General features: G+C 53.5%; 10 protein-coding genes. 5 read left to right on the forward strand and 5 right to left on the reverse strand.

Annotated features, from left to right (window positions below; genetic code table 11):
- The first annotated feature begins 199 nt into the window (after positions 1-199).
- Positions 200-1,531, forward strand: a complete 1,332-nt coding sequence (rimO, locus tag PN498_RS23240; RefSeq protein ID WP_272065798.1) for a 30S ribosomal protein S12 methylthiotransferase RimO — start codon at positions 200-202, stop codon at positions 1,529-1,531.
- Between the two features lie 22 nt (positions 1,532-1,553).
- Here the strand turns inward: rimO and PN498_RS23245 are convergent, their stop codons facing one another.
- The 4 genes from PN498_RS23245 to wecB form a co-directional block, all read right to left on the reverse strand.
- Positions 1,554-2,180 carry a Uma2 family endonuclease gene (locus tag PN498_RS23245; protein WP_272065799.1) on the reverse strand — a complete coding sequence of 209 codons (627 nt, stop codon included), beginning with the start codon at positions 2,178-2,180 and terminating at the stop codon, positions 1,554-1,556.
- 94 nt (positions 2,181-2,274) lie between these two features.
- Positions 2,275-2,679: a GNAT family N-acetyltransferase gene (locus PN498_RS23250; protein WP_272065800.1), complete on the reverse strand. Its 405-nt coding sequence runs from the start codon at positions 2,677-2,679 to the stop codon at positions 2,275-2,277.
- 208 nt (positions 2,680-2,887) lie between these two features.
- A complete protein-coding gene (locus tag PN498_RS23255) occupies positions 2,888-4,240 on the reverse strand; it encodes an MATE family efflux transporter (RefSeq protein ID WP_272065801.1) in 1,353 nt (450 codons plus the stop codon).
- A gap of 89 nt (positions 4,241-4,329) precedes the next feature.
- On the reverse strand, positions 4,330-5,448 hold the full coding sequence (gene wecB / locus PN498_RS23260; protein ID WP_272065802.1) for a non-hydrolyzing UDP-N-acetylglucosamine 2-epimerase: 1,119 nt from the start codon (positions 5,446-5,448) through the stop codon (positions 4,330-4,332).
- A gap of 133 nt (positions 5,449-5,581) precedes the next feature.
- On the opposite strand from wecB, the gene PN498_RS23265 reads away from it, so the two are divergent.
- From PN498_RS23265 to plsY, 4 genes are all read left to right on the forward strand, one after another.
- Positions 5,582-6,061 (forward strand): CRR6 family NdhI maturation factor, encoded by a 480-nt coding sequence (locus tag PN498_RS23265; RefSeq protein ID WP_272065803.1) that lies wholly within the window; start codon positions 5,582-5,584, stop codon positions 6,059-6,061.
- 146 nt (positions 6,062-6,207) lie between these two features.
- On the forward strand, positions 6,208-9,867 hold the full coding sequence (gene metH / locus PN498_RS23270) for a methionine synthase (protein ID WP_272065804.1): 3,660 nt from the start codon (positions 6,208-6,210) through the stop codon (positions 9,865-9,867).
- 120 nt (positions 9,868-9,987) lie between these two features.
- Entirely contained in the window at positions 9,988-11,097 is a 1,110-nt protein-coding gene (locus PN498_RS23275; protein ID WP_272065805.1) for an AI-2E family transporter, read from the forward strand.
- A 321-nt stretch (positions 11,098-11,418) separates the two neighbouring features.
- Positions 11,419-12,060 (forward strand): glycerol-3-phosphate 1-O-acyltransferase PlsY, encoded by a 642-nt coding sequence (gene plsY / locus PN498_RS23280; protein WP_272065806.1) that lies wholly within the window; start codon positions 11,419-11,421, stop codon positions 12,058-12,060.
- A gap of 131 nt (positions 12,061-12,191) precedes the next feature.
- Here plsY and PN498_RS23285 read toward each other — a convergent pair whose 3' ends face one another.
- Positions 12,192-19,136 carry a hypothetical protein gene (locus PN498_RS23285; RefSeq protein WP_272065807.1) on the reverse strand — a complete coding sequence of 2,315 codons (6,945 nt, stop codon included), beginning with the start codon at positions 19,134-19,136 and terminating at the stop codon, positions 12,192-12,194.
- Positions 19,137-19,162: the final 26 nt, after the last annotated feature.

Below are 19,162 nucleotides of genomic sequence, written 5' to 3' on the forward strand. Positions count from 1 at the left end.
TGGGTGCACTAACCCAAACGGCTAAAGCTACGTCACACGCTCCTCTACCTAACCCAATTTACCCCAAGCGTTCCCCTTCTTGAGCCTTCATTGCCGCTAAAAACAGCCTTCTGCTGAAACATTTCCCACGAAATAGAACAAAGGCTTTACGATGAAAGGTTGAAAGCACGTTAATCCTCGATTCAGACTGACACGACTTATGACTGTTGCCATTAGCCGACCCACGATCGCGATTACTCATCTAGGCTGTGAAAAAAATCGCGTTGATACCGAGCATATGCTGGGACTGCTGGTGCAGGCTGGCTACGGGGTCGATTCCAATGAAGACTTGGCCGACTATGTGATTGTCAACACCTGTAGCTTCATTGAGTCTGCCCGCGAGGAATCGGTTCGCACCTTAGTCGAACTGGCAGAAGCCCAAAAGAAAATTGTCATCACAGGCTGTTTGGCACAGCACTTTCAGCATGAATTGCTAGAGGAAATTCCAGAAGCTGTAGCGCTAGTTGGCACAGGCGACTACAACAAGATTGTGGATGTCATTGAACGAGCTGAGGCTGGGGAGCGCGTCAAAGAGGTCTCGGCTGAACCCACCTATATTGCGGACGAAACGGTTCCTCGCTATCGCACGACAGCTGAGGGAACGGCCTATGTACGAGTCGCTGAAGGGTGCAACTATCGCTGTGCATTCTGCATCATTCCTCATCTGCGGGGCGATCAGCGATCGCGCTCCATTGAATCCATCGTGACGGAAGCCCATCAGCTAGCCGCCGAGGGTGTCCAAGAGCTGGTCCTGATTTCCCAAATTACGACCAACTACGGCGTCGATCTCTATGGCAAGCCACAGCTAGCAGAACTGCTTCAGGCGTTGGGGGAGGTTAATGTGCCGTGGATTCGGATGCACTATGCCTATCCCACTGGACTTACTCCCAAGGTCATTCAGGCTATTCAAGACGTGCCGAATGTACTGCCTTACCTAGATCTACCGCTCCAGCATTCACACCCTGACGTATTGCGGGCAATGAACCGTCCTTGGCAGGGACGAGTGAATGACGACATCATTGACCGCATTAAAGATGCTCTCCCAGAAGCCGTGTTGAGAACGACTTTTATTGTGGGATTTCCCGGCGAAACGGAGGAGCATTTCGAACACCTGTTGGCCTTTGTGCAGCGCCATGAGTTTGATCACGTTGGTGTGTTCACCTACTCTGCTGAAGCAGGTACTCCTGGCGCCACGTTGCCCAATCAAATTCCGCAGTCGGTGATGGACGATCGCCGCGATCGCATTATGCAGGCCCAACAGCCAATCTCCTTACGGCACAACCAAGCCGAAGTTGGCAAAACGGTCGATGTTTTGGTCGAGCAAGTCAATCCAGCGTCGGGTGAAATGATTGGGCGATCGACCCGATTCGCACCCGACGTCGATGGCTTAGTCTATCTCCAAGGCACAGCCCCCCTGGGACAGTTAACTACAGTGCGTATTGATGCCGCAGATGTCTACGATCTCTACGGCACTGTCTCATCCCCTGCATAAGCGAATCTGATATGGCCGCGTTTTATTGACCCGCTTTCAAGACCTCATCAGCAGTCAATCGCAAGTCTGGAAAGGTTTCAGACACAACGGTCTGATCACCGCGAAATTGCTGAATTACATATTCTCCATCGACCAATGTGCAGATAGAGAGGGTAGGGCATTTGGGTTTACCAATATGTCGAGTCCCCCCTAGCCCAGCGTAATGGGCGATCCAATATTCGGGGATGCCCAGAACTGCATAGTCTTCCACTTTACGGGCATAATCGTTTTGCCAATTGCCGCTAACGACTTCTGCCACAAATGGGATAGCGCTACCCAGAGTCAAGATTGACTGATCAGCCCAAAGCGGCTCATTAACCAGTTCTTCCCGTTTGATCACCACGACGTCAGGGCGAAATGCTGTCATACCCACATTGGCAGGTCTCAGCAAACTTCGCTGAAGCACAAACCAGGGCAAAGCTGCTCGGTCAATTTGAACGCAAATCTTGGTGGTGATGAAGGCTGCAACTTCTTCATGCGGCCCTGTTGGCTCCAAATCAAATACCTCTCCATCGATCAGTTCATAACGGTTGTCGCCACTGTATCGAAGCAGAAACTCCTCAAAATTTAGCGGTCCCTGTTGGATTTGCTGATCGATCGCAAGAGTCATGGGTTCAACGTATCCTGATCGTTGCTTTCACTCTATCAAACCAATTTCGGCCCAAGTTCGACACAGTTCCCCATTCCGCTTCCTGCGCTTTGGCCTAATGATCAGTCCCGGCATAGATCCACATGGGTTCTGTTTGACCCGCTCTGGTAAATCCACATTTTTCGTAGAATGCGATCGCCTCACTATCAGCCACCAGCATTTGCATATGCATTGCCCGATAGCGCTGCTTCATCATATCCATGATGCCCTGACCGATGCCTTGCCCTTGATAGTCTGGATGCACCAGCAGGTGCGGGTAATAAACCACCAGGAAACCATCAGAAATCGCGTTGCCAATGCCAACCAGTCTAGCCCCGTCCCAGGCTGAAATCAGACTGTGAGAATTGAGCAGAGCCTGGTGCAGCGCTTGAGGTTTCTGGGCTGAAGACCAACTGTTGGCAAAATAAATCGGCAAGATCTGGCTAATCGCAATATCACGCCGCTCAGAAAAGGTAATCATTTGAGTAATGACTGCTGTGCAGACTTAAAATTCACAATCAACCTTATGCCTGGACAATTCAACTGAGCCAGGACTTACGCAGTTGCATCCGACTTTGGCCCCTTAATCCCCAAATATGGGGAAGCCGGATGCAACGTCCCCCAAAATTGGGGGATGCAAGGGGGCCCGTGCGTAAGTCCTATGAGCAAGAGACTAAGACTCAAGTATCTCAGCCGCTAGCCGATACGACTTTTGTCTGCCGTAGGCAGGTTCTGCGGCTCCACCCATAAGCGCTAAATCCAACCAAGAGATTCGCGATCGCCGCTGCACCAAAGATGCCAACAGGACCCGCAACACGGCTACCGATGTAGGCTAGCGGAATGTAGCATCCGACCATGTGAGCGCTGGTGATAATGATGGATGGAATCGGCTTCCCCATAGCATTGAAGGCAGAGCTGGTCACTTGGAGCATACCTGCCGCCCCGTAGCTAATGGGAACTAGCCACAAGTATCGAGCGGCGATCGCAATCACCGTGGGGTCAGGATTAAAAATACCGGCCAAGGGTCTCGCAACCACCCCTAATATGACCGCCATCAGCAGTCCCCAGCCAAGACAGAAGCGGTATCCCTGGCTCAGAGCCTGACGGACTCGGCCAATGTGATGGGCGCCCCAGTTCTGCCCGACAAAGGGTCCCATACTTGATGCCAGGGCAAAAATAGCAATCAAGGCCAATGATTCGACTCTAGACGCCAAGCCAAACCCAGCGACGGCAGCGGCTCCGTGGATCGCGAGGAAACTGGTGACGACGCCAATCGAAATGGGTGTAATCATGCTGGCAGCGGCAGCCGGCAAACCCACAGTGAGAATGTCGCGCCAGCACCAAAGCGTTTCCTGGATGCTGGGAATTTGGGTCGAAAGCAGTTTTTCTTTGAAGCGTAAAACAAGCAAGGCAGCTACCAGCGAGACCGCCCGGGCAATGACCGTCGCCAACGCTGCCCCCTGTAGCTCCAGTCGAGGAAAGCCCAAAGCGCCGTTGATGAGGAGAGGATCGAGCACAATGTTGGTGCCCGCTGCCACAGTCATGATGATGCTGGGCGTGAGGGTGTTTCCTGCGGCCCGAATCGCGCTGTTGCCGACCATCGGCACCACCAAAAACACGATGCCGAAATACCAAACCCGCATGTATTCGCGAATGAAAGGTAAGATGTCGGGACCCGCTCCCAGGGCCTGGAACAGCGGATCAATCGTGAACAAGCCGATGCTGGCAAAGAGCAGGACAGCCGTCAGCGCCAGGGTCAAACTATTGGTTGTGAAGCGCTGCACCCGTTGCATGTCCCCTTCTCCGATCGCCCGCGCAATCACTGAAGTGGTGCCAACCCCCAATCCGAAAGCGAGATTACCCAACGTCAAAACGACAGGAAACGTGAAGCTCATGGCCGCCAGTTGGGCAGTGCCCAATTGCCCCACGAAATAGGTGTCTACCAGATTGAACGCGATAAGTGCGAACAGGCCCCACACCATTGGCAAAGTGAGTTTTACAAGATGGGGACCAACCGGGCCCTCCGTCAGATTACGCTTCATAGCTAGGGGAGTCGCTGAGGGTCATCATTCATTATTGCGGGATAGGGGCGATTTCAGAAGGGTCCTCTATCTAGAATGGATGACATCCCTTACAGCGAACTGAAATACTGGCGCACGCTCTCCACAATCCGCTGAGAGGCACGACCGTCTCCGAAAGGATTGACGGCTTTTGCCATAGCATCATAAGCGTCAGACGAGTTGAGCAGATCTAAAGCAGTCGTCGCAATGGCTTGCGGACTGGTGCCAACCAGCTTAGCGGTACCTGCGGCGATCGCCTCTGGCCGCTCAGTGGTCTCTCGCAACACCAGAACGGGCTTGCCTAATCCAGGTGCTTCTTCTTGAAGACCACCCGAATCGGTTAGCAGCAGCGTACAGCGCTGCATGGCTCCCACCAGTTGACCATAGTCCAGCGGTTCCGTGAGGAAGACGCGATCATGATGGCCTAACGCCTGAGTGAGAGGCTCCCGGACAGTCGGATTGCGATGCAGGGGCAGCAGTAAAGCCGTATCCGGGCAGGCTTCCAGGATATTGAGAAATCCCTTCGCGATGTCTTGCAAAGGCGCACCCCAATTCTCGCGGCGGTGAACCGTGGAGAGCAAAACACGATGCTGGTTCCAATCCAAACCGTTGATCGAACAGGGGGGATTGCGATCCGCAACCGTCAGCAAGGCATCGATCACGGTATTGCCCGTCTGATGAACCTGACCGATAACGCCAGACTTAGCCAAATGGCCAACCGCTGTTTCCGTGGGAGCAAAATGCAGGCGCGTTATTTGGGAAATTAATCGTCGATTGGCTTCTTCGGGAAACGGATTCAGCAAGTCGTCGGTTCGCAGACCCGCTTCCACATGACCGACGGGAATGCGCTGATAGAAGGCAGCAAGGGCAGCTGAAAAGGCCGTTGTGGTATCGCCCTGAACGATCACGAGCTGAGGCTGTAGTCGCTGAAAGCACTGCTCTAAGCCCTGTAAACTGCGGCAGGTAATATCGGTCAACGTCTGCTTCGGCTGCATAATGTCGAGATCTTCATCAGCACTCAGCTGGAACAGCTCCATCACCTGAGCTACCATCTCACGATGCTGCCCAGTGAGGACAACGCATGTTTCAAAATCGCCAGCCTGACGAAAGGCCTGAATCACTGGGGCCAGCTTAATGGCTTCAGGACGAGTGCCAAGGGTGATACAAACTCGGATGGGCGACGTAGACATAAACCAGCGCAATTCAGACGACAGCGATCGCAGCCTGCAAGACCGCTAACAAACCTCACTATCATGGCACGATTGGTTAGACTCGCCAGAGTTCCTGCCAAAATAGAGAAGACGCAATTGGACGCGATCGCTCATGGCCCACACGCTCAAACTCACAGCAGATGTGCTGACCCAATTAGACATCACCGCAGCACAGCAGCTGATTGACTCACTGATCGAAAAAGGAACCCTGCTTGACTCCGACGTCCGACTCGCTTTTGACATTGATTTTCCTCGCGACCCCACCGACCCGAGAGAACTCTCCGAAATCCCCGAGATTCGCCTTTGGTTTATCCGTTTGGACGCGACTTATCCGTGGTTGCCGTTTGTGTTGGATTGGGAGGCAGGCGAGCTGGGACGCTATGCAGCGATGCTGGTGCCGCATCAGTTCAGCCCCAAAGACGGCATCCGCTACAACCCTGAAGCGCTGGAAATTTTTGTGATGAACAAGATCTTTGTCGTGGCAAACTGGCTGCAGCAGCAAGGCGTTCAGCAAATGACGCGCTTAAAATTCATGACTCAAATGCTGGGCTACGAAATCGACGACGGCCTATTTGATTTACTGCTGTCCTAAGCGATTCCATTCCTTAGCGATATCAGTTCTACGAGCGCAGCGGCTGGTGCGTAAGTCTTAAGATTGTTGAATAATAGAAGTCTCGACGGTTTGCACCTAGAGCTGTTTCTCAACGAACCGCTGTCTGACACCCCATCCGTGGAATCATGCCAAGCACTTTTCTTGATCGCCTTCATAGCCCTGAGCGTCCTGTCATCGTGTTTGACGGGGCCATGGGCACTAATCTGCAAGTCCAAAACCTCACCGCAGAAGATTTTGGTGGGCCAGAGTATGAGGGCTGTAACGAATACTTGGTGATGACTCGACCCGAAGCGGTCGCGAAAGTCCATCGTGGTTTTCTAGAAGCCGGTGCCGATGTTATTGAGACAGACACCTTTGGCGCGACGTCTATTGTATTGGCTGAGTATGACTTGGCCGATCGCGCCTACGCACTTAACAAAACAGCTGCCGCTCTAGCCAAGCAAATTGCCGAAGACTATTCCACTCCAGAACAGCCGCGATTTGTAGCCGGGTCCATGGGGCCGGGCACCAAACTGCCCACATTGGGACACATTGATTTCGATACGCTGAAAGCAGCCTATGTGGAGCAGGCTCAGGGACTGCTGGATGGTGGTGTCGATCTCATGCTGGTGGAAACCTGTCAAGATGTGCTGCAAATCAAAGCTGCCCTCAACGCCATTCTGGAAGTCTTTGAGGAACGGGGAGAGCGGATTCCGCTGATGGTCTCCGTCACGATGGAACAGCAGGGCACCATGCTGGTCGGTACCGAAATGGCCGCCGCGCTTGCCATTCTGGAACCCTACCCCATCGACGTTTTGGGGCTGAATTGCGCCACCGGTCCGGACCTGATGAAAGATCACGTCAAACACCTCTCAGAGCAGTCTCCTTTCGCCATCTCTTGTATTCCCAACGCAGGACTGCCCGAAAACGTTGGTGGACACGCCGTGTACCATCTCTCTCCCATAGAGCTGCGGATGGCCCTTATGCACTTTGTTGAGGACTTGGGTGTCCAAGTTATTGGCGGCTGTTGCGGCACCCGCCCCGATCACATTGCTCAACTGGCAGAAATTGCCAAAACTCTACACCCCAAAGAACGACCCGTGCGGGGAGAGCAGACCATGCAAAACTCAAAATTCAAAATTCAAAATTTATCCAAAGAGACCGACCCTCGTCCTGCCCTCAACTACGTCCCTTCTGCCGCCTCTATCTACAGCCCGCAGCCCTACGATCAAGACAACTCCTTTCTCATTGTGGGTGAGCGCTTGAATGCAAGTGGATCCAAGAAGTGCCGCACTATGCTCAACGACGAAGACTGGGATGGTCTGGTGGCGCTGGCGCGATCGCAGGTCAAAGAAGGTGCCCACGTCCTGGATGTCAACGTGGACTACGTTGGGCGCGATGGTGAACAAGACATGCATGAACTCGTGTCTCGCCTCGTCACGAACGTCACGCTGCCGTTGATGTTGGACTCCACTGAGTGGACCAAGATGGAGGCTGGTCTGAAAGTAGCTGGCGGTAAGTGCATCCTCAACTCTACGAACTATGAGGATGGTGAGGAGCGCTTTTTTCAAGTGCTGGAACTTGCCAAGAAGTACGGTGCTGGGGTCGTCATTGGCACCATCGACGAGGACGGCATGGCCCGAACTGCCCAGAAAAAGTTCCAGATTGCCCAGCGAGCCTACCGCGATGCGCTGGAATATGGCCTTCCCGCCCACGAACTGTTCTTCGATACGCTGGCCCTACCTATCTCTACCGGCATTGAGGAAGACCGTGTCAATGGACAGGAGACCATTGAGTCGATTCGTATGATTCGGGAAGCTCTACCAGGCTGCCACATTATGCTGGGCGTCTCAAATGTCTCCTTTGGCCTTAACCCAGCGGCTCGCGTCACCCTCAATTCGGTATTCCTCCATGAAGCGATGCAGGTCGGGCTGGATGGTGCGATCGTCAGCGCGGCCAAGATTCTGCCCCTCGCCAAGATTGACCCCGAGCATCAGAAAATCTGCCGCGACCTGATCTACGATCGCCGCCAATATGATGGCGATATTGTCACCTATGATCCCCTCACTAAGCTCACGACACTGTTTGAAGGTAAGAGCCTGAAAAAGAAAGAGGCGATCGCTAAGGATTTGCCCATCGAAGAACGCCTTAAGCAGCACATCATTGATGGCGAACGCATTGGTTTAGAAGAAGCGTTAGAGAATGCCCTTCAGCAATACGCCCCCCTCGATATCATTAACGTGTTTCTGCTAGACGGCATGAAAGTTGTTGGAGAACTGTTTGGTTCGGGTCAGATGCAGTTACCGTTCGTCCTGCAATCAGCCCAAACGATGAAAGCGGCTGTTGCCTATCTGGAACCCTTTATGGACAAGTCTGACAGTAATGGTTCCGGCAAGGGTACGTTCGTGATTGCCACAGTCAAAGGCGACGTTCACGATATCGGTAAGAACCTAGTTGATATCATCCTGTCCAACAACGGCTACAAAGTCGTCAACTTGGGTATCAAACAGCCTGTTGAAACCATCATTCAGGCCTACCGAGAACATCAGGCTGACTGCATTGCCATGAGTGGTCTTTTAGTGAAGTCCACCGCTTTCATGAAAGATAACCTGGAGACTTTCAATCAGGAGGGCATCACTGTTCCTGTCATCTTGGGAGGAGCTGCCCTCACCCCCAAATTTGTTCATGGCGACTGTCAAAATACCTATAAAGGACAGGTCATTTATGGCAAAGATGCCTTTGCAGATCTCCACTTTATGGACAAGCTCATGCCGGCAAAGTCCGCTGACAATTGGGATGATTTACAGGGATTTTTAGATGAAGTGGAGCCCGTAGAGTCAGGAGATGGGAGTCAGCCGTCAGAAGAGAAGGCAGAGGTTGAAACGGGGGATAATCTGTCCGCTGCTTCCGAGGCACCGCCATTCATTTTAGATACTCAACGGTCTGAGGCGGTTGACGCTGATATTCTTCGTCCAACGCCTCCTTTTTGGGGAACGCGCATTTTGCAGCCAAACGACATTCCTTTAGACGAGGTCTTTTGGTATCTCGACTTGCAGGCTCTTTTTGTAGGTCAATGGCAGTTCCGCAAACCCAAAGATCAGTCACGGGAGGACTACGATGCTTTTCTAAAAGAAAAGGTATATCCCATCCTGCACACTTGGAAGGCGCGGATTCTAGCTGAAAACCTGCTGCATCCTCAAATTGTCTATGGCTATTTTCCTTGCTTAGCTGAGGGCAACTCCCTTCACATCTACGATCCAGCGGTCACGACAAACCCTATTCTGTCGTCTGCACCGGCTCCCCTGGCGACCTTCACTTTCCCCCGTCAAAAATCCCTCCGCCGTCTCTGCATTGCCGATTTCTTTCTACCCAAAGACCAAGCTAAGCCGGGACAATTTGACGTGTTCCCGATGCAGGCGGTCACCGTCGGTGAAGTGGCAACGGAGTTTGCTCAGAAACTCTTTCAGGCCGATCAGTACACTGACTATCTCTATTACTATGGTTTGTCGGTGCAGACTGCTGAAGCACTGGCGGAATGGGGTCACGCCCGTATCCGTCATGAATTGGGGTACGGCGATCAGGAGCCAGAGACGATTCGTGAGGTTTTGCAACAGCGCTATCAGGGGTCTCGCTACAGCTTCGGCTATCCTGCTTGCCCCTATATTCCTGACCAGGCCATACAGCTCGATCTATTAAAGACCGATCGCATCGGCATGTATATGGATGAGAGTGAGCAGCTCTATCCCGAACAATCGACGACGGCGATTATGGCTTATCATCCGGTTGCAAAATACTTCAGTGCTTAGCGGGTCAGAGTAGGGCGATCGCTAGGGTACTTTTGGATATCAGGTTTGAGTTTTGAATTTTGAGTCGAGGCTCAAAGCGTCTGCCGTCACGATAGTCAATCGCGATAACGGGGTTACAAGATGAAGCTTTCGGATTGGATTGGTCTGGTCTGCTTTGTCATTGCTTTGGTCATGATCTGGCAGTTCCGCGCAGTGTTGCTGCTGGTGTTTGCGGCAGTGGTTCTGACGATCGCCCTCAACAGTCTAGTTCGGCGCTTTATGAATACCTTTCATCTCCGCCGTTCCAGGGCTGTTTTAGCCACGCTCGGTCTCGTGTTCTTGGGGTTGACGATTTTTATTGTGCTGGTGCTGCCGCTCTTTGTGGGACAGTTCGAGCAGCTTCTACAGCTCGTACCCGAAGGTCTCAACCGCTTAGATAGCTGGCTGGCAAGGACGCTGGAAAATCCGCCGCGCTGGTGGATCGACACTAATGCCGAATTCAATTTGCCAGAACCATCCGAGTTGATTGAGCAATTTGCAACGTTTGGCAGTCAATTCTTTGGCAACTTCGTCAGCTTTTTCTCTGGCTCAGTGGCGACTCTGCTACAGCTTTTGCTTCTAGTCGTGCTCACACTGATGTTTTTGAGCGATCCCCATGCCTATCGCAACTTACTCCTACGTCTATTTCCCTCGTTCTATCGACGACGTGCTGATGAAATTCTCTCGAAGTGCGAGCAGGCCTTGCTGTGCTGGTTGGGGGGCGTTTCCATCAATGCCTTGTTTGTTGCTACGTTGAGCTTTGTCGGGCTAGTTCTTCTGCGGGTTCCTTATCCATTTGCCAATGCTGTGCTGGCAGGACTGTTCAATTTCATTCCTAATATCGGCCCAGCCCTGAGTGCGATTTTCCCCATTATTGTTGCTCTGTCGCAAACCTTTGGCAGCGCGATCGCGGTCCTCATTCTTTATATCTTCATTCAGAATTTGGAAAGCTATTGGTTTAGCCCAATGATGATGCAAAAGCGAGTCGCTTTATTACCCGCAGCAACTTTGATTGTTCAAATTTTCTTTGCCAAGTTTTTGGGGCTACTAGGGTTAATTTTGGCATTACCTCTCGCGGTCGTTTGTAAAACTTGGATTGAAGAAGCTTGGATCGTCGACTTTTTGGAAAAAAACAGATCGTCTACTCGCATCGACGGAGGCCATCCTAGACTTTCGATTAATCCTCCTCATGCAGATGAAAAAGAATCATAAATGAATCCAATAATCTTTCTTTTATAGCGTCGGAAAATAACGCCCATTATTCCATTGGGCACATTCAGAACGGTGGCTTAGGAAGCATAGAACATAAAGCAAAGCGTTTGCTATATAAGCTTTCTGGAACGGAGTTTCTCAGCTAAGCGGATCGCACCGATTGATCGCATCAAGACTGAAGGCAGAAATCAGCGAAATCAAAGGCTCAGATTTGACCTCTCAAAGCACGATTTTCCTTCGCAAAACTTCATTGTGAAGGAAATTTCCAGGTTAACGCTGAACAGTAAACTGAACAGTGGAGTTCTGTCAGAGAGACGGAGAATGGCTTGGATTTTTGGAGTATTCTTACTACTTACGGCATATCTCCTAGGGTCAATCCCGACGGGATATTTGACGACCAAAGCAGTTAAAGGAATTGATATTCGAGAGCACGGCTCCGGTAATACAGGCGCAACTAACGTTCTCAGAGTTGTCGGCAAAAAAGCAGCCGCGAGTGTCTTAGTGGTTGACCTATTAAAAGGGGTCTCCGCAGTTCTGTTAACCCAATGGATCTTGACCATCGCCTACGCCAATTTTCCGACCTTTCTAGAGACTGTTCCCTGGTGGATGACGATCGCTGGCCTATTAGCCATCGTGGGGCACAGCCGTTCTGTCTGGTTGAACTGGACTGGTGGAAAATCGGCGGCGACGGGGTTAGGGGTGTTACTGTCTTTGTCCTGGCCTGTGGGACTCGGTGTCGCTGGGATCTTTGCGTTGACTCTGACCGTCTTTAGAATTGTCTCCTTGGGGTCGATTATGGCCGCCTTGGCCTCCGTCGTACTCATGTTGGCTCTTCATCAGCCGTTGCCGTATATTCTGTTGGCGATCGCCGGTAGCTTCTATGTCATTCTCCGCCACCGTACTAATATCCAGCGACTGATGGCTGGAACCGAACCTCGTCTAGGCAGCCAGAGTTCAAGTTAACCTCCCTCCTTTATTGATAAAGCCGCAACAGGAGGACAAGCATCCTCTCTATTGCGGCTCGGTTGTCGAACAATGATCAGGAACTCCACCGAGAGCGGTTTGACTGAGTCAGACCGCTCTTAAACCATCAACTACCCAACCGTTCTGCCTTCAAAGAAACCAAACTCAATGTAGTGTTGGGTTGCGGCTTGGAGATCGCTACCAAAAGCGGCCTGCAAGTCAGCATACTGACCTAGATAAGTTGACTCATCGAAGCCATCACGAGCACGTCCTTCCGCCATACCAAAGCGAACAAAGTGCTCTGTTCCCAAATCGAGGTTATACCCAAAGGCAGGGATTAAATCGGTGTGAGAGGCGATGTAGTCATCTGCCTGGAAGGAGATGGTTCGTCCCTCTTTGACTCCGAACTCGGCATAGTGCTGCCGTGCCATACCCAAGTCATAACCAATGCCGCTAGTGAGGTCATCATAAGAGGCAACGTAGGCCCCAAAATCAACGCCCAGCAGCGGGTCACGACCTTCTGCATGTCCCGACTCGATATAGTGTCGAGTGGCAGCCGTCCAATCATTTCCGAAAGCGACTTGCAGGTCTGGATAGGCTGCTAAATAGCGCTGAGGGTCAAAGAGGGCTGTATTACGCCCCTCAGCAAAGCCACGCTCGATATAGTGCTGGGTTGCAGCTTCTAAGTTGTACCCGAAGGCAGCTATCAAATCTGGGTTTGAGGCCAGATAGAGGTCTTCGGCAAAGGTATCTACAGCACGCCCTTCTTGGGACCCCGATTGAGCATAGTGGGCTTGGGCCGCTTCCAGGTTGTAACCAAAGGCAGCAATGAGGTCTGGATGAGAGGCAATGTAATCATCCGCCTGATTGGCGGGTAAAGCAGCTGCCGTGCTATTGACCGTGGTCGGTGCTCCCGCAGTCAAGACAACGCTTTCGCCATGCAGAATGAAATGCTCATCTCTCAACGTATCGGCATTGACATTCTGCAAGGTCACAACGGTTTGGGGAGAACCGTTGATGTTCAGCTTGACCAGGGTATTGACGCCGGCCTGCTCAAGCTGAAGGGCGTCTGCTGTTGCTTCTGGGAAGGTGCTGAGGTCGATGCGATCGCGCACAATCTCAAAGTCGAGAATCATGTCGCCAAAATCACCGACCTGCTCATAGCGGAACACATCGTCCCCTTGGCCGCCAAACAGCAGATCAGGTCCGAGTCCTCCTGTTAGAACGTCGTTGCCTAAACCGCCTCGGAGCAGGTCCTGACCCTCCTGACCGTGAAGCACATCATTGTCGCTACCCCCGTCCAATAGGTCATCCCCTGCGCCGCCATCCAGCGTGTCGTTACCACTGCCGCCGTTCAGCAGGTCTTTACCCTCCTGTCCGTAAGCCGTGTCGTGACCACTGCCCGCATTGACGATGTCATCGCCGCTGCCAGCCTCAACGTTATCGTTATCGCTACCCGAGTTCAGAATGTCGTTGCCAGTGCCCCCCAGAACCTTGTCGAGGTCGCTACCGCCATTAACGATATCGTCGCCACCCCCACCATCGAGGGTATCAGTGTCACTCAGGCCGTTAATGATGTCATTCCCGTCGCCGCCTGTGATGTTGTCTTGACCACCGCTGCCCCGGTTAGTGACAGTCTGCAAGTAATCAGGAATACCGTCACCGTTGGCGTCTAGATTGCCACTGTTGTCAACACCACCAAACCCGTTCGTGCGATCGACGCTGTCAATAATGCCGTCGCCGTCCGTGTCAGGGCCATCAGCAATCCCGTCACCGTTACTGTCTTTATCTCCATTGCCGCTTTCAGCAATATCAAAGATGCCGTCATTATCGGTATCAAGATCGAGATAGTTGGGTTTGCCGTCACTATCGGTGTCGGGAGCAGTTGTCGTGCCGCTACCGCCAAATCCAGAGACTGGGTCAACGATATCGGCGATGCCGTCGCCATCCGTGTCGGGACCATCTACAAGACCGTCGCCGTCCGCATCGGTGTTGCCCCCTTCCAGAACATCACCAATGCCATCGTTATCGGAATCTAAATCAACAATGTCGGCAACACCATCACCATCCGTATCTGGTGCAGGTGGGTTGCCACCATCACCGAAGCCGCTTACAGGGTCAACGACATCCGCAATGCCATCACCGTCCGTGTCAGGACCATCCACGAGGCCGTTACCATCCGCATCGGTGTTGCCTCCTTCCAAGACATCATTGATGCCATCGTTGTCGGAATCCAAATCAACACTGTCGGCAACGCCATCGCCATCGGTATCTGGTGCAGGGGTATCGCCGCTGTCGCCAAAGCCACTCAGTTGGTCAACGACATCGGCAATACCATCGCCATCGCTATCGGGACCATCGACGAGCCCGTTACCGTCCGCATCGGCGTTGCCCCCTTCCAGGACGTCATTGACGCCGTCGTTGTCAGAATCCAAATCACGACTATTGATAATGCCATCCCCATCGGTGTCCACGGGCACATCGCCACTGTCGCCAAAGCCATTGGCCTGGTCAACAACATCAGCAATACCGTCACCGTCGGTATCCGGTCCATCGACTAGCCCATTGCCATCGGCATCAGTATTACCCCCTTCAAGCACGTCGTTGATGCCGTCGTTATCGGAGTCAAGGTCGCGGTTATCAACAATTCCATCACCGTCGGTGTCAGGGTTCAGAACAGGAGTGCCACCACTGTTGGGATCGAGGGCATCGGGAATACCATCGCCATCGCTATCGGTACCCCCTGTATGGTCATCAATGCCATCACCGTTAGCGTCCGTGCCCCCGACTTCCAGCACATCATTGATGCCGTCGTTGTCAGCATCGAGATCTTTGTAGTCGTCAACGCCGTCGCCATCGGTATCCACCGGCTCGTCAGGAACACCATCGCCGTTATAGTCGGGGCTGCCAGAGTCAGGAGTCGTTTCCACAGCGTCCGCTAAACCGTTGGAACCAAACGGGTTCGTGAGGTCAATGACGCCATCGTTATCGGTATCCAGTGCGGCAATGTCCGCAGGGCTGAGACCGGACTCTTTCAAATCGGTGAGGCCATCGCCGTCACTATCTAGGTCAAGATAGTTGGGGATGCCATCGCCATCGAGATCGGCATTGCCTTCTTCGGTGTCAATGATGCCGTCGTTGTCGGAGTCCACGTCGAGGGCATCGGGTACACCGTCACCGTCGCTATCGAGAGGTCCAGCACTGTCGTCATCACCGAAGCGATCGGGCTGACCATCAGCGACATCCGGAATGCCGTCACCGTCCGTATCCGGCCCATCAACCTCGCCATCACCGTCACTGTCTGGATACCCCCCTTCAACAACGTCGTTCTCGCCGTCGTTATCGCTATCAGGGTCCAAATAGTCGGGTATGGGGTCCGTGTCGCTGTTAGGAGGAAGCGGATCGCCCTGGTCACCGAAACCGGGGTCCGCATCAACAGCATCGGGGATACCGTCACCGTCCGTATCCGGGCCATCGACTAGACCATCTCCATCGCCGTCAGGATTGCCGCCTTCCAGCACATCATTGGTGCCGTCATTATCGGAATCTAAATCGACGTTGTCGGGAATGCCATCACCATCCGTATCCGGTGCCGGCGTATCGCCACTATCACCAAAGCCATTTTTAGGATCAACCGCATCCAGGATGCCGTCACCGTCCGTGTCGCCTCCGTCAACCAGACCATCACCGTCAGCATCAGGATTGCCGCCTTCCAGCACATCATTGATGCCATCGTTGTCAGAGTCCAAGTCACGGAAATCCTTGATGGTGTCGCCATCCGTGTCGGGATTGGTAACAGGCGTGCCGCCGTTGCTGGGGTCTAGCGCATCAGGAATGCCATCGCCATCCGTGTCGGTGCCGCCGGTATTGTCGTCGAGACCATCACCGTTGGTATCAGTGCCCCCCACTTCCAAGACATCGTTGATGCCGTCGTTATCGGAGTCGAGGTCTTTGTAGTCGTCAACCCCATCGCCGTCCGTATTGGCAGGCTCATCGGCAACGCCATCATTGTTGTAATCCGGCACGCCAGACTCAGGAGCCGTTTCGACGCCATCGGCAAGACCATTCGGACCAAAGCTATTGGTTAGGTCAATGGCACCGTCATTGTCTACATCAAGCGCCGCAATCTCAGTTGGGCTCAGGCCCGACTCTTGCAGGTCACTGAGACCGTCGCCATCGGTATCCAAATCAAGGTAGTTAGGAATACCGTCGCCATCGAGGTCATCTAGGCCCTCTTCGGTATCGACAATGCCGTCGTTATCGGAGTCCAGGTCATAGATGTCCGGGATGCCGTCGCCATCGGTGTCTTGAGCACCCGGATCGCCACTGTCACCGAAGGTATTGGGCAGACCATCAACATCATCGGGAATCCCATCACCATCAGTATCAGGACCATCCACTTCACCATCACCGTCAGTGTCGGTGTAGCCCCCTTCAATGACGTCATCGGTGCCGTCGTTGTCGCTGTCGGGGTCAAGATAGTCAGGAGTGGGGTCCGTGTCATTGTTGGGCGGTAGCGGATCACCTTGGTCACCGAAGCCAGGATTAGGATCAACCGCATCAGCGATGCCGTCACCGTCCGTGTCGGGGCCATCGACTAAACCATCGCCGTCCGTATCAGGATTACCGCCCTCAATGACATCATTAGTGCCGTCGTTGTCGGAGTCCAAATCAACATTGTCGGCAATGCCGTCACCATCGGTATCCGGTGGAGGCATGTCACCACTGTCGCCAAAGCCGGCGTTGGGGTCAACCGCATCAGCAATGCCGTCACCATCCGTGTCGGGGCCATCGATCTGTCCATCCCCATCACCGTCCGGGTTACCACCTTCTAACACATCGTTGATGCCGTCGTCGTCACTGTCCAGGTCACGGAAGTCGGCAATGGTATCGCCATCCGTATCAGGATTGGTGACAGGCGTGCCGCCGCTGCTGGGGTCTAGCGCATCGGGAATGCCATCGCCATCGATGTCTGTTCCGCCGGTATTGTCGTCGAGACCATCACCGTTGGTATCAGTGCCCCCCACTTCTAAGACATCATTGATGCCGTCGTTGTCAGAGTCGAGGTCTTTGTAATCATCAACCCCGTCGCCGTCCGTATCCGCTGGCTCATCGGCCACACCATCATTGTTATAGTCCGGCACGCCAGACCCAGGCGCAGTTTCAACATCATCGGCAAGACCGTTGGGACCAAAGGTATTACTGGAGTCAATGACACCATCGTTGTCGGTGTCGAGTGCTGCAATTTCGGTTGGGCTCAGGCCCGACTCTTGCAGGTCACTGAGACCGTCGCCATCGGTATCCAAATCAAGGTAGTTAGGAATACCGTCGCCGTCGAGGTCATCTAGGCCCTCTTCGGTATCGACAATGCCGTCGTTATCGGAGTCCAGGTCATAGATGTCTGGGATGCCGTCGCCATCGGTGTCTTGAGCACCCGGATCGCCACTGTCACCGAAGGTATTGGGCAGACCATCAACATCATCGGGAATCCCATCACCATCGGTATCAGGACCATCCACTTCACCATCACCGTCAGTGTCGGTGTAGCCGCCTTCAATGACGTCATCGGTGCCGTCGTTGTCGCTGTCGGGGTCAAGATAGTCAGGAGTGGGGTCCGTGTCATTGTTGGGCGGTAGCGGATCACCTTGGTCACCGAAGCCAGGATTAGGATCAACCGCATCAGCAATGCCGTCACCGTCCGTGTCGGGGCCATCGACTAAACCATCGCCGTCCGTATCAGGATTACCGCCCTCAATGACATCGTTAGTGCCGTCGTTGTCGGAATCTAGATCTAAATTGTCGGTAACCCCATCGTCATCGGTATCTGGTGCAGGCGTATCGCCACTGTCGCCAAAGCCACCGTTGGGGTCAACCACATCAGCAATGCCGTCGCCATCCGTGTCGGGACCATCAACTAAGCCATCCCCATCGCCATCGGTATTACCGCCTTCCAACACATCGTTAATGCCGTCGTCATCACTGTCTAGGTCTAGGTTGTCAGCAATGCCGTCACCATCCGTGTCGGGCGCAGGCACATCGCCACTGTCGCCGAAGCCCGCATTGGGGTCAACTGCATCAGCAATGCCGTCGCCATCTGTGTCAGGCCCATCAACTAAGCCATCCCCATCGCTATCCGTGTTACCGCCTTCCAGGACATCGTTAATGCCGTCGCCATCACTGTCTAGGTCTAGGTTGTCAGCAATGCCGTCACCATCCGTGTCAGGCGCAGGCATATCGCCACTGTCGCCGAAGCCCGCATTGGGGTCAACTGCATCGAGAATGCCGTCACCGTCAGTGTCGCTACCGTCAACCAGACCATCACCATCACTGTCAGCGTTGCCCGCTTCCAGCACATCGTTGATGCCGTCATTATCAGAATCCAGGTCACGGAAGTCAGCAATGGTGTCGCCATCCGTGTCGGGATTGGTAACAGGCGTGCCGCCGTTGCTGGGGTCTAGCGCATCGGGAATGCCATCGCCATCGGTGTCAGCGCCCCCGGTATTGTCATCCAGGCCATCACCGTTGGTGTCCGTACCTCCCACTTCCAAGACATCGTTGATGCCATCGTTGTCCGAGTCGAGGTCTTTGTAGTCATCAACCCCGTCGCCATCCGTATCGGCTGGCTCATCGGGTGTGCCATCACCGTCATAGTCCGGCACGCCAGACTCAGGCGCAGTTTCAACATCGTCAGATAGACCGTTAGGGCCGAAGGCATTGCTAGGGTCAATGACGCCATCGTTATCGGTATCCAGGGCAGCAATGTCCGCCGGGCTGAGTCCTGACTCTTGCAGGTCGCTGAGACCATCGCCATCGGTGTCGAGGTCGAGGTAGTTGGGGATACCATCGCCATCCAGGTCACCCGTGCCCTCTTTGGTGTCAACAATGCCGTCATTATCAGAATCGAGGTCATAGATGTCCGAGACACCGTCGTTGTCAGTATCTTGAGAACCGGGGGTGCCCGCATCACCAAAGGTACTGGGCGCACCATCGACCACATCCGAAATACCATCGTTGTCTGTATCGGGGCCATCGACTTCTCCATCGCCGTCACCGTCAACATAGCCCCCTTCAATCACGTCGTCGGTGCCGTCATTGTCGCTGT

This window comes from Oscillatoria sp. CS-180 (genome assembly GCF_028330965.1).
In the GTDB taxonomy this organism is placed as follows: domain Bacteria; phylum Cyanobacteriota; class Cyanobacteriia; order Phormidesmidales; family Phormidesmidaceae; genus Halomicronema.

What these genes read in the sequence shown, in the direction of transcription:
- PN498_RS23250 (WP_272065800.1), bottom strand. Translation starts at nt 2,679, where the DNA reads ATGATTACCTTTTCTGAGCGGCGTGATATTGCGATTAGCCAGATCTTG.
- PN498_RS23275 (WP_272065805.1), top strand. Translation starts at nt 9,988, where the DNA reads ATGAAGCTTTCGGATTGGATTGGTCTGGTCTGCTTTGTCATTGCTTTG.
- PN498_RS23265 (WP_272065803.1), top strand. Translation starts at nt 5,582, where the DNA reads ATGGCCCACACGCTCAAACTCACAGCAGATGTGCTGACCCAATTAGAC.
- rimO (WP_272065798.1), top strand. Translation starts at nt 200, where the DNA reads ATGACTGTTGCCATTAGCCGACCCACGATCGCGATTACTCATCTAGGC.
- wecB (WP_272065802.1), bottom strand. Translation starts at nt 5,448, where the DNA reads ATGTCTACGTCGCCCATCCGAGTTTGTATCACCCTTGGCACTCGTCCT.
- PN498_RS23255 (WP_272065801.1), bottom strand. Translation starts at nt 4,240, where the DNA reads ATGAAGCGTAATCTGACGGAGGGCCCGGTTGGTCCCCATCTTGTAAAA.
- plsY (WP_272065806.1), top strand. Translation starts at nt 11,419, where the DNA reads ATGGCTTGGATTTTTGGAGTATTCTTACTACTTACGGCATATCTCCTA.
- metH (WP_272065804.1), top strand. Translation starts at nt 6,208, where the DNA reads ATGCCAAGCACTTTTCTTGATCGCCTTCATAGCCCTGAGCGTCCTGTC.
- PN498_RS23245 (WP_272065799.1), bottom strand. Translation starts at nt 2,180, where the DNA reads ATGACTCTTGCGATCGATCAGCAAATCCAACAGGGACCGCTAAATTTT.